Source organism: Nonomuraea typhae, from assembly GCF_009760925.1.
GTDB classification, from domain to species: Bacteria; Actinomycetota; Actinomycetes; order Streptosporangiales; family Streptosporangiaceae; genus Nonomuraea; species Nonomuraea typhae.
Window position 1 is genome coordinate 93,244 of the sequence record NZ_VRLV01000006.1, and the last position, 11,673, is coordinate 104,916.

General features: G+C 71.4%; 10 protein-coding genes. 5 read left to right on the forward strand and 5 right to left on the reverse strand.

Annotation, left to right across the window (positions count from 1 at the left end; genetic code table 11):
* Window positions 1–52 precede the first annotated feature (52 nt).
* The 5 genes from FVE25_RS23205 to tdh all read right to left on the reverse strand — a co-directional run bounded on the left by FVE25_RS23205 (window position 53) and on the right by tdh (window position 5,205).
* Window positions 53–652: a TetR/AcrR family transcriptional regulator gene (locus tag FVE25_RS23205; RefSeq protein WP_157249150.1), complete on the reverse strand. Its 600-nt coding sequence runs from the start codon at window positions 650–652 to the stop codon at window positions 53–55.
* A gap of 139 nt (window positions 653–791) precedes the next feature.
* Window positions 792–1,961, reverse strand: coding sequence for an MFS transporter (locus tag FVE25_RS23210; RefSeq protein ID WP_181019683.1), 1,170 nt, complete (start codon window positions 1,959–1,961; stop codon window positions 792–794).
* Between the two features lie 134 nt (window positions 1,962–2,095).
* Entirely contained in the window at window positions 2,096–2,986 is an 891-nt protein-coding gene (locus FVE25_RS23215) for a LysR family transcriptional regulator (protein WP_157249152.1), read from the reverse strand.
* Window positions 2,987–3,004: 18 nt separating this feature from the next.
* Window positions 3,005–4,177 (reverse strand): glycine C-acetyltransferase, encoded by a 1,173-nt coding sequence (locus tag FVE25_RS23220; RefSeq protein ID WP_157249153.1) that lies wholly within the window; start codon window positions 4,175–4,177, stop codon window positions 3,005–3,007.
* Window positions 4,177–5,205 carry an L-threonine 3-dehydrogenase gene (tdh, locus tag FVE25_RS23225; RefSeq protein WP_157249154.1) on the reverse strand — a complete coding sequence of 343 codons (1,029 nt, stop codon included), beginning with the start codon at window positions 5,203–5,205 and terminating at the stop codon, window positions 4,177–4,179. Before tdh ends, FVE25_RS23220 begins: the two co-directional genes overlap by 1 nt.
* A gap of 183 nt (window positions 5,206–5,388) precedes the next feature.
* On the opposite strand from tdh, the gene FVE25_RS23230 reads away from it, so the two are divergent.
* From FVE25_RS23230 to FVE25_RS23250, 5 genes are all read left to right on the forward strand, one after another.
* The gene (locus tag FVE25_RS23230; protein ID WP_157249155.1) at window positions 5,389–6,531 is read left to right on the forward strand and encodes an ROK family transcriptional regulator; all 1,143 of its coding nucleotides are present in this window, start codon (window positions 5,389–5,391) and stop codon (window positions 6,529–6,531) included.
* Between the two features lie 141 nt (window positions 6,532–6,672).
* Window positions 6,673–7,860 (forward strand): Gfo/Idh/MocA family protein, encoded by a 1,188-nt coding sequence (locus FVE25_RS23235; protein WP_157249156.1) that lies wholly within the window; start codon window positions 6,673–6,675, stop codon window positions 7,858–7,860.
* A gap of 19 nt (window positions 7,861–7,879) precedes the next feature.
* Window positions 7,880–9,049 carry a Gfo/Idh/MocA family protein gene (locus tag FVE25_RS23240; RefSeq protein ID WP_157249157.1) on the forward strand — a complete coding sequence of 390 codons (1,170 nt, stop codon included), beginning with the start codon at window positions 7,880–7,882 and terminating at the stop codon, window positions 9,047–9,049.
* Window positions 9,046–10,953: a hypothetical protein gene (locus FVE25_RS23245; protein WP_157249158.1), complete on the forward strand. Its 1,908-nt coding sequence runs from the start codon at window positions 9,046–9,048 to the stop codon at window positions 10,951–10,953. The genes FVE25_RS23240 and FVE25_RS23245 overlap by 4 nt, the downstream gene beginning before the upstream one ends.
* Window positions 10,941–11,639 carry an endonuclease/exonuclease/phosphatase family protein gene (locus FVE25_RS23250; protein ID WP_157249159.1) on the forward strand — a complete coding sequence of 233 codons (699 nt, stop codon included), beginning with the start codon at window positions 10,941–10,943 and terminating at the stop codon, window positions 11,637–11,639. The genes FVE25_RS23245 and FVE25_RS23250 overlap by 13 nt, the downstream gene beginning before the upstream one ends.
* Window positions 11,640–11,673: the final 34 nt, after the last annotated feature.

Here is an 11,673-nt window from a genome sequence, read left to right on the forward strand (position 1 = left end):
GGGGCTCCCTTGGGCGCGAGGTCGGGGCCTGCTGGTGGTGTCGTTCCTTCGGTCAGGGGCCGGGGAGGCCGAGCAGGTCACGCAGGGCGGCCACCACGGCCTGCCGTTCGACGGCAGGCGGATCGAGCCGGTGTTGCACCGCGCAGCCGATCAGCAGCCCGAGCACGGCCACGGCCGTCTGCTCCGGTGATCGCCTGAGCGGTACGCCTGCGATCGCCGCCCAGTCGGACAGCCCCTCGGCCAGGCGGGCACGGATGCCGGCGTAGCGCCGGGCAAGCGGTTCGCCGATGCCGGGATCACGCGCGCCGTGCAGCCACAACTCCAGCTCGAGCAGGAGCCAGGCCGCACCGCGATCCCGGTCGTCGCGGGTGAGTACGTCGAAGAGGGCAGCCAGCCGGTCGTCGAGTTCGGTGATCTCCTCGAACCCGGCCAGCAGGTCGGCCGCGGTCTGGTCCTTCCACACCTCCAGCAGGGCGAGCAGCAGACCTTCCTTGCCGCCGAAGTGGTTGTAGAGGGCGCCGGTGGTCCGGTCGGCGGCCTCGGCGACGCTTTCGGCGGACACGGCGTGGAACCCCTTGCGGGCGAACAGGTCGGCGGCCGCCTCGATCAGCCGGGCACGGGTCTCCGCCCGCCGCCGATCCTGCGTCGCCATCCCTGCGCCTCCGATATATCTGGGTCCCTATATATATCTTTATCCCTATATTTCATGCGATCCGGCTTTGGTCAAGGCTTCTCCGGCTTGCCAGCGGATCCCGACAACCAGGCCCAGCGCTCGTGCTCGTCGAGCACCTCTACGGGCGGTGGCGGGTGCGGGTCAGGTGGAGGAGAGTGGCGAGAAAGGCGGCGAGGAGGGCGGCGGCGGAGGCCGCCGCGAAGGTCGCGGCAGGGCCGAAGCGGTCGCCGATCAATCCGGCCAGGCCGGAGCCCGAGGCGGTGCCGAGGCCGATGGCGGTGGACAGCCAGCCGAACGCCTCGCTCCTGGCCCCGGGCGCCAGCTCGTCCACCAGCAGCGAGACCGTCGTCAAGGAAGGGTTGAACGTCAGCCCGGCCAGGAACATCGCGACCCCGAACCCGGCCAACGGCAGCACCGGCGCCGACCGGTCCAGGGCCGAGGCCGTCAGCCAGGCGAGGGGGGCCAGGCACAGACCCAGCGGCGCCAGTAGGGCGATCAGGCGGATGCCGGGGCCGGCGTGCCAAGGACGCATGCCGTACACGATGGCGCCGGTGATGCCGCCGAGGGAGAGGCCGGCGATGAGGAGGCCGGTCAGGGCGGGGGTGCCGCGGGCGGCGGCCAGGGCGGGCGCACCGACCTCGAGGACGCCGAGGCAGCATCCGGCCAGGACCGCCACGACCAGGAGCAGCGGGACGCCCGGCCGGGTGAACAGGCCGCCGCCCGCCGACGCCGGCGGCGGGCTGCCCGCGTGGAGGGCGCGGGCGAACAGCACGGTGCTGAGACCGGCGGCGAGGGCGACGCCGGCGAGGGCAAGGGAAGGACTGGCAAGAAGGGCGATCACCAGCGTGAACAGGAGCGGCCCGGTCAGAAGGGCCAGTTCCTGGACGAGATAGACGAGGCTGTAGGCGGCGGTACGGCTGGCGGCGGGGATGCGCTGACCCCATTCGACGCGCATGCTGACGGAGACCGGCGGCAGGCCGGCGCCCGCAAGGGCGGCCAGGGCGACGAGGCTCCAGCCGGGGAAGCCGGCGGCCGCCCCGGCCACGAGGCCGAGCAGGGCGCAGACGTGAATGGCGGCGGTGGCGTCGAGGATGGGACGGGATCCGTGGCGGTCCATGAGGCGGCCCTGGAGGGGGCGGGCGAGGCCGGCGCCGAGGGAGAAGGCGGCGGCCGCCAGACCGGCCAGCGCGAGTGAGCCGGTGGCGGCCTGGACCACGAGCACGGTTCCTATGGGCGCCACCAGTTGGGTGAGCTGGGCGAGGAACCCGAGCACCGCTTGCAGCGGCACTCGGGGCAGACGAAATAAAGAGCCGTACATCACCTCATTCTCCAGCGCGAACTGCCGATCAGCAGTTCTGCCTCTCCCAGAGCCTGTCCACCCGCTCCTGAAGGATCGGTAAATGTCCGGCTTTGGGAGGTGTTTCAGGAGGGGATGAGGTCGGCTGCGATCGCGTCCAGGGTGAGCAGGATCGGGCGGAGCAGCGGATGGTGTTCCGCCCCCCTCCGCACCGCGGCGAACACGCGGCGCTCCGGGCCCGCGGCCCGCCGTACCTCCACGCCCGTCAGGTCGAGGTCCCGGAGCGCCAGTCGCGGCACCAGCGCCACGCCCGCCCCGGCCCCGACCAGCGCCACCACCGCGCGGAAGTCGTCGGAGGAGTGGACGAAGTCGGGCGTGAACCCGGCCCGTTCGCACGCCACCACGATGACGTCGTGCACCGGATTCCCCGGATGGGGGCCAATCCACACTTCTCCGGACAAATCGGCAAGTGAACCGGAATGTGGGTGGCCGGCGGGCAGCACGAGGTCGAAGGGCTCGGCGTACAAGGACACCCGGGTCAGGCGCTGATCGTCGGGAGCGCCCCGGTATTCCACGGCGATCGCCAGGTCGGCCGCGCCGTCCAGCAGCATGGTCAGGCTCTGGTCGCCCTCCGCGTCCCGGACCCGCACCTGCAGCCCGGGCGAGGTCTCGCGCAGGGTCCGTACGGCTAGCGCCAGCACGGCCGCGATGGCCGTGGCGAACGAGGCCACCACCACCTCGCCCGCGGCGCCCGTCGCGTAGGCGGCCACCTCGGCCTCGGCGCGTTCGAGCTGGGCCAGGATCTCGTCCGCGTGCGCCACCATGATCCGCCCGACGGCGGTGAGCCGCACCCCGCGGCCGTCCCGGACGAACAGCCGGTGCCCTACCTCGTGCTCCAACGCCCCGAGCTGCTGTGACACCGCGGACGGGGTGAGGTGGAGCGCCGCCGCGGCGGCGGTGACCGTACCGTGGTCGGCCACCGCGCGAAGCGTCCGCAGGCGCCGGGTCTCTATCACCCGGCCGAGCATAGAAGGTCAGGAGCGCCGGGCGGCGATGAAGGCGTCGACGGCGCGGTCCACGTCCGCGGTGGAGTGGGCGGCCGACAGCTGGACCCGGATGCGCGCCTGCCCGTGCGGGACCACCGGGTAGGAGAAGCCGATCACGTAGATGCCCAGTTCCAGGAGGCGCTCGGCCATGGCCCCGGCCTCGGCGGCGTCACCGATCATGACGGGGACGATCGGGTGGTCGCCGGGCAGGATGTCGAACCCGGCCTCGCTCATCCGGCTGCGGAAGCGCGCGGTGTTGTCGCGCAGCTGGTCGCGGGCGGAGTTGGAGGTTTCGAGCAGGTCCAGGATGCGCAGGGACGCGGCCGCGATGACGGGGGCGAGCGAGTTGGAGAACAGGTACGGGCGGGAGCGCTGGCGCAGCAGGTCGCAGATCTCCTTGCGGGCGGCGACGTAGCCGCCGCTGGCGCCGCCGAGGGCCTTGCCGAGCGTGCCGGTGATGATGTCGACCCGGTCGGTGACGCCGTGGAGCTCGGGGGTGCCGCGGCCGGTGGGGCCGACGAAGCCGACGGCGTGGGAGTCGTCGACCATGACCATGGCGTCGTAGCGGTCGGCCAGGTCGCAGATCTCCCGCAGCGGCGCGACATATCCGTCCATGGAGAACACGCCGTCGGTCACGATCAGCCTGCGCCGCGCGTCACCGGCCTCCTTGAGCCGGGCCTCGAGCTCGGCCATGTCCCGGTTGGCGTAGCGCAGGCGCTTGGCCTTGGACAGCCGGATGCCGTCGATGATGCTGGCGTGGTTGAGCGCGTCGGAGATGACGGCGTCCTGGGCGTCGAGCAGCGTCTCGAACACGCCGCCGTTGGCGTCGAAACACGAGCTGTAGAGGACGGTGTCCTCCATGCCCAGAAAGTCGGACAGCCGTGATTCGAGCTCCTTGTGCACCTCCTGGGTGCCGCAGATGAACCGCACGGACGCCATCCCGAAGCCCCACCGCTCCAGCGCCTGCTGCGCCGCGGCGACGACCTCGGGGTTGTCGGCCAGGCCGAGGTAGTTGTTGGCGCAGAAGTTCAGCACGTCGGCCGCGCCCACACGCACGTGGGCGTTCTGCGGGGTGCTGATGATCCGCTCGGGCTTGTGCAGCCCGGCCTCGGTGATCTCGTCGAGCGTCTCGCGCAGTTGCCCGCGGACGGTGGTGAACATCAATCCTCCCAGTCGAGAATGACCTTGCCGGTGCGTCCACTGGCGGCGGTGTCGAAGGCGGCGTCGAAGTCGCGGTAGCCGTACCGGTCGGTGATCACGGGAGAGAGGTCGAGGCCCTTCTCCAGCAGGACCGACATGTTGTACCAGGTCTCGAACATCTCACGGCCGTAGATGCCCTTGATGGTGATCATCGAGGTGACCACCGTGGACCAGTCGATCGCGAACTCCTCCGCGGGCAGGCCGAGCATGGCGATCTTCCCGCCGTGGGTCATGGTGGCGATCATGTCGCGCATGGCCCGGGGGTTGCCGGACATCTCGAGGCCGACGTCGAAGCCCTCCCGCATGCCGAGCTGCTTCATGCCGTCGGCGATCGGGGTCTGGGCGACGTTCAGGGCGAGGGAGACGCCGAGCTTGCCGGCGAGGTCGAGGCGGTCGGGGCTGACGTCGGTGATCACGACGTTGCGGGCGCCGACGTGGGTGGCGACGGCGGCGGCCATCAGGCCGATGGGGCCGGCGCCGGTGATCAGCACGTCCTCGCCGACGAGGGGGAAGGACAGGGCCGTGTGTACGGCGTTGCCGAACGGGTCGAAGATGGCGGCGATGTCGGGGTCGACGGGTACCCGGTGCACCCAGACGTTGCCGGCCGGGAGCGTGAGGTACTCGGCGAAGGCGCCGTCGCGGTTGACCCCGAGGCCGATGGTGTTGCGGCACAGGTGGCGCCGGCCGGCCATGCAGTTGCGGCACTTGCCGCAGACGATGTGGCCTTCGCCGCTGACCAGGTCGCCGGCCTTGATGTCCTCGACGCCGGGGGCGACCTCGACGACGCGCCCGCTGAACTCGTGGCCGACGATGAGCGGCAGGTCCAGCGTGTGGCGGGCCCAGTCGTCATATTTCCTGATGTGCAGGTCGGTGCCGCAGATGCCGGTGCGCAGCACCTTGATCAGCACCTCGCCCGGGCCGAGCTCCGGCTCCGGCACGTCCTTCAGCCAGAGTCCTTCCTGCGGCCGATCCTTGACCAGCGCCTTCATGGCGGCAACCCCCCTCGTCTGAACCTTACGCACTGTGCCCGCCGGGCTTTGGGCGTGTCCATCGAGGTTTGCTTAACTCCCCCCACAGAGAACCTTCACACCCCTGGAAGCCGGGGTTCCCTAGGGGTGATTACGTAACAACTTTGACTAAGTAGAATATCCGTTCAACTGTATGGAGGTCAGGTGCGACAGCAGAGCGGTGACGCCTCACTTCTGCGCAGGCTCAACTCGGCGGCGATCCTCCGGATCCTGCGGGCGGCCGCCGAGGTGACGCTCACCGAACTGGCCAGGGCGGCCAAGGTGTCGCGCCCGACGGCGGAGGCGATCGTCGAGGAGCTCCTGGCCGAGGGCTGGGCCGAGGAGTGCGAGGAGGAGTTGGGCGACCGGCAGCGCGGCAGGCCCGCCCGCAGGTACCGGTTCCGGGCGGATGCCGGGCACGTGGTGGGCGTCGGCATCGGCGGCTCCACGATCCGGGCGATGATCTCCGATCTCAGCGGCAACGTGGTGGGTTCCCGGTCGGCCGGGGTGCCGTACGAGGTGGACGCGCAGGAGCGGATGGCCGCGGTGGTCCGGCTCGTGGAGGAGTGCGCGGGCGGGCTCGGGCTGACCTCCGCGGACCTGGCCGCGGTCGGCGTCGGCACGACGGGCGTGGTGGACGGCGAGGGCCGCGTGGTCAAGAGCGTACGGCTGCGCGACTGGACCGGGCTGGACCTGCGGGCGGAGCTGGGCAAGGCGATCCCGGCGCCGCTGCTGGTGGAGAACGACATGCGGCTGGCCGTACTCGCCGAGCACTGGCGGGGCGTGGCGCAGGAGTGCCGCGACGTGGTCTACCTGTTCACCGGCAACCGGCTGGCGCTGGGCCTGCTCATCGACGGCGTGCCGTACCGGGGCGCCCATGCGGCCTCCGGCGAGCTGGGCGAGCAGCCCAACGGCAACTGGTCGGTGTTCGGCAGCGTGATCTCCTATGCGATGGCGGCCGAGCCGGGCGAGCTGCGGGCGCCGAGCGACATGGCCGAGTTCGCCTTCGAGCGGGCCAGGGCGGGGGAGCGGGACGCGGCCGCCGCGGTGGAGCAGTTCGCGCTGCGCCTGGGCGAGAGCCTGGTGACGGTGGTCAACCCGCTCGATCCGGAGATGGTGGTGGTGGGGGGCGCGCTGGCGCGCGGGCGGGAGCTGCTCGTGGACCCGATTCAGGCGTATCTCAACCGGGTGTGCCTGTATCCGCCCAAGGTGGTCGCCTCGGAGCTGGGCCGCGAGTCGATCGTGGTGGGGGCGGTACGGCTGGCCCTCAACCACGCGGACCGCACGCTCTTCTTCGTCGAGGCTTAACGCTGCCGGGTTTCTTATCTCTCCGGGCGATCCGGGGCTTGGTGTGGGCTTGTGCCGGATTTTCGGGCTTATTTTCTATAGATTCTTTCATAAATGACCGCTACCCTTCAGGACTGATCGGGGCACCTGGAGGGACGGCACGTGGAAGATCTACGCATCGGGGTCATCGGCCTCGGGCTGCGGCTCAGCCTCGCGCTGGCCGCGCACCGGCCGGGGCGCGGCTCGGTGGTCACCGCGCTGTGCGACGCCGATCCGGCCGCGCTGAAGCGGGCCGCGGAGCGCTTCGGCCGGCCGTACCTGACCGAGGACCACCGCGAGCTGCTCGCACGCGACGACCTCGACGCCGTGCTGGTCGTCACCCCGGACGACACCCACGAGCGGCTGGCGATCGACTGCCTGGAGGCGGGCAAGGCGGTCTACCTCGAGAAGCCGATGCACATCACGGTCGAGGGCTGCGACAACATCCTGCGCGCGGCGCAACGTTCGGGCACCCGGTTGTACGTGGGCCACAACATGCGGCACATGGGCGTGGTCCGGTTGATGCGCGACATCATCCGGAAGGGCGAGATCGGCACCCCCAAGGCGGTGTGGGTGCGCCACTTCGTCTCCTACGGCGGCGACTACTACTTCAAGGACTGGCACGCCGAGCGCGCCCGGACCACCGGCCTGCTGCTGCAGAAGGCGGCCCACGACCTGGACGTGATCCACTGGCTGGCCGGCGGCTACACGACCCGGGTCAACGCCTTCGGCGACCTGGTGGTCTACGGCGACCTGCCCAGGCGGGCGCCCGGGGCGCCGAAACCGGACGGGTGGCTGAAGGAGTTCGACTGGCCGCCGGCCGCGCGGCGCGACCTCAATCCGGTCGTGGACGTCGAGGACGTCTCGGTCATGAACATGCGGCTGGACAACGGCGTCATCGCCGCCTACCAGCAGTGCCACTTCACCCCTGACTACAACCGCAGCTACACCGTCATCGGTGACGCGGGCCGCCTGGAGAACGACGGGGACCGGGTGAAGGTGTGGAACCACGGCCCCACCGGGTATCGGGCGGATGGTGACATCTCCTACAAGGTCCCTGAGGCCAAGGGCTCCCACGGCGGCTCCGACGAGCGGATCGTGATGGAGTTCTGCAGGTTCATCCGGGAGGGCGGGGTGACGGACACCTCGCCGGTGGCCGCCCGGATGAGTGTGGCCGCCGGGTACATGGCCACGATGTCGCTGCGCGACGGCGGCCGGCCGTACGACATTCCGGGGCTCGACCCGGAGCTGATCGCCTACTTCGACCGCGGGCAGGTGGCCGCGGCCACCCTCGCCCGCCCCAAGCCGTAATCCGCAAGAAGGGAACCCAGTGGAAGACCTGCGCATCGGAGCCGTCGGCCTCGGGCTCCGGACGAACCTGCACCTTGCCGCGCACCGTCCGGGCAAGGGGTCGGTGGTGAGCGCGCTGTGCGACATCGACCCGGCCGTCCTCAAGCGCCAGGCGCGGCGGTTCGAGGCGGACGTCCTCACCGAGGACTACCGCGAGCTGCTGGAGCGCGACGACGTCGACGCGATCATCCTGGCGACGCCGGACGACACCCACGAGCGGCTGGCGATCGACTGCCTGGAGGCGGGCAAGGCGGTCTACCTCGAGAAGCCGATGCACATCACGGTCGAGGGCTGCGACAACATCCTGCGCGCGGCCCGCCGTACGGGCACCCGGTTGTACGTCGGGCACAACATGCGGCACATGGGTGTGGTCCGGCTGATGCGCGACATCATCCAGAAGGGGGTCATCGGCGAGCCGAAGGCGGTGTGGGTGCGCCACTTCGTCTCCTACGGCGGCGACTACTACTTCAAGGACTGGCACGCCGACCGCCGCAACACCACCGGCCTGCTGCTGCAGAAGGCCGCCCACGACCTGGACGTGATCCACTGGCTGGCCGGCGGCTACAGCACGCGGGTCAACGCCTTCGGCGACCTCATGGTTTACGGCGACCTGCCCCGGCGCGAGGCGGACACGCCGCGGCCGGAGGGGTGGCTGAAGGAGTTCGACTGGCCGCCTGCCGCGCGCAAGGACCTCAACCACGTGGTCGACGTGGAGGACCTGTCGGTCATGAACATGCGGCTGGACAACGGCGTCATCGCCGCCTACCAGCAGTGCCACTTCGCGCCCGACTACTTCCGCAGCTACACCGTCATCGGCACCGAGGGCAGGCTGGAGAACTTCGGCGACGGCCCCGGCGACACGGTGAAGGTGTGGAACACCGGGCCCAGCGACTACCGCGCCGACGCCGACATCGCCTACAAGGTGCCCAGCGCCGAGGGCACGCACGGCGGCGCCGACCCGGGCATCATCGCCGAGTTCTGCCGCTTCGTGCGCGAGGGCGGGGTGACGGACACCTCGCCGGTGGCCGCCCGGATGAGTGTGGCCGCCGGGTACATGGCCACGATGTCGCTGCGCGACGGCGGCACGCCGTACGACATCCCGGCGCTCGACCCGGAGCTGATCGCCTACTTCGACCGCGGCCAGTCGTGACCTACCACCTCCGCTACCAGGTCCTGCCCGGTCGCGATCCGGCCGAGCTGGCGCGCTACTGCGCCGAGCACGGGGTCGAGGAGGTCGTGCTCATCTACGGCTCCGAGGAACTGCACGCCGGCCACCCGGTCGGCGTCGGCGAGGACCTGTGGTTCGCGCACGTGGCCGCGGTCAAGGATGTGCTGGACGCCCACGGCGTCGGCGCCTCGCTCAACCCGTGGGTCACGACCGGCCACGCCGACCGCGGCCGCACCCAGGACCTCGGCTTCGCCCCCATGGTCTCGCCCACGGGCGAGACGACCACGGCGACGGCCTCCTTCGCCTGCCCGGTCTGGCGCGACTGGCTGGCCGGGCACTACGGACGGTTCGCCGGGCTCGGCTTCCGGGTGCTCTGGCTGGAGGACGACTTCCGCTTCCACAACCACGCCCCGCTGACCTGGGGCGGCGGCTTCGAGCCCGAGATGCTGGAGCGCTTCGCCCAGCTCGCCGGGGAGAAGCCGGCCCGCGAGGAACTGGTCGCCGCGATCACCGCCCCCGGCCCGCCGCACCCCTGGCGGGCGCTCCTGCAGCGAACCTGGCGTACGGCCCAGCTCGAGGTCCTCGACCTGGTACGGCAGGCCGTGGACGGCCGGGCCAAGCTCGGGCTGATGAGCTCCGGCCTGGGCGTGGCCTCGGTGGAGGGCCGCGACTGGACGGAGGTCTTCGACCGGGTCGAGGTGCATCGGCCCCACTTCGCGCCCTATGGGGACGCGCCGGGGCGGCGGCTGTCGTACTCGATCGCGATGCTGGAGTTGCAGCGCGGACTGCGGCCCGCCGGCGTCGAGGTGGCACCGGAGATCGAGAACTGGCCGCACACCGAGTGGACCAAATCCGACACCCAGACCTGGTCGGAGATGGTCACGGCCCGGTTGTCCGGGGCCGGCGGGCTGTTGCTGGACGTGCATCCGTTCGTCACCGGCGACCCACAGCGGTATCCCCGGATCGGCCGGATGCTGACACGGTCGCGCCCGGCGGTGGACCGCGCCTACGAACCGGAGATTTCGGTGTACGGGGTAGGTGTGCCGTGGTGGCCCGACACCTCGGCCCACGTCTGGGGCGACGGCGGCCTCGACGGCCTGCAAGCGGATCCGCTGCGGGCCGCCGAATACCTGCTGCCCTACGGGGTGCCCGTCCAGGCCGGGATCGCGCCGGTCAACGCCGTGTTCGGCAAGGTCGCCTGGGGCCTGCCCGACGCCGAGGCCGAACGCCTGCTCTCCGGCGGCCTCCTGCTCGACGGGCACGCCGCGCTCGTGCTGACCGAACGCGGATTCGGCGACCTGCTGGGCGTCCGGGTGGAGGAGGTGGCCGAACGGCACACGCCGTCCCACCGGCCGTACAGCATGGAACGCGTGCTGGACGGCGGCGGGCTGCTCAGCGTGAACGTGCAGCCCGCCGTCGCGCGCCTGACCGCGCTGCCCGGAGCCGAGGCGTGGACCGAGATCCTCACCCCGCGCGGCGAGCACTGGGGCGACGGCCGCGTCGCCTTCACCAACGCGCTCGGCGGACGGGTGGTCACCATCGCCGCCTGCACGCCGGAGGCGCTGGGCCGCGACGACGACGGCCGCGACCTGGCCCACCGCGCGATCCGCCACCTGGGCGCCGACCTGCCGCTGGTGACCGGGGGAGCGCATCTGCTGCCGCACTTCGCGCGGACCCGCTCCGGCTACCGGCTGGCGATCGCCAACGGCAGCGCCGACCCGGCCCGCCCCGTCGCCCACCTGGACGCGGACGTGACCGCGACCCTGCTGGTGCCGCTGGAGGAGCCGAGACCGGTCCCCGTCCGGCGCGCCGGCGGCCGGATCCACGTGGCGGCCGACGTGCCGCACCGCGGGTACGTGCTCCTGGACTGGCCGTGCGCGTCCTGACCTGGAACATCTGGAACGGCGGCCGCGACGACCTGCCCCTGATCGTGGAGCAGGTCGCGGCCGTCGCCCCCGACGTCTTCGTCTGCGTCGAGACGTACGGCGCGGCCCCCGCGATCCTGGCCGGGCTCCCCGGGTACACCGGGACCCGGATCACCGCCCGGGACCGCGACAACCTCTGGATCTTCACCCGCCTGCCGGTGACCCACGTCTTCCCCCCGTCCTTCGACGACTTCCGCTTCGGCGGAATCCGGGTGTCGCCCGGCGTGAACGTCTTCGCCACCTGGCTCAACTTCTCCGAACCCTGGCTGGGAGACGTGCTCGCCGCCGGTGGGGACGGGCGCGCGGACGAGCGGGTGCAGTACGCCGAGCTGAGCCGGATCGTGCACGAGGAGCTGCCGCGCCTCCTGGACGGGCACTCCGGCCCGGTCGTCGTGGCCGGCGACCTCAACGTGCTCCCGGCCGCCGACCGGCCACAGCTGCGTACCACCAGAATCCTCGAGGACGCCGGCTACACCGACACCTTCCGCGCCCTGTCCGCGGATCCGGGGCACACGTGGAGCGCCCGCCCCGACCTCCCTCTCGCCGAGCGCATCGACTACATCTTCGCCAAGGACCTGAAGCCCCTCCGCTCCTGGACGCTCACCCGGCGACTGTCCGACCACGCCGCGCTCGTCACCGACTTCTGAATATCGTGGGAACCCCGCGGCCCCCGCGGACAGT

Excerpts from the sequence above, each read along its gene's own strand:
- FVE25_RS23205 (WP_157249150.1), bottom strand. The coding sequence starts at position 652 with ATGGCGACGCAGGATCGGCGGCGGGCGGAGACCCGTGCCCGGCTGATC.
- tdh (WP_157249154.1), bottom strand. The coding sequence starts at position 5,205 with ATGAAGGCGCTGGTCAAGGATCGGCCGCAGGAAGGACTCTGGCTGAAG.
- FVE25_RS23220 (WP_157249153.1), bottom strand. The coding sequence starts at position 4,177 with ATGTTCACCACCGTCCGCGGGCAACTGCGCGAGACGCTCGACGAGATC.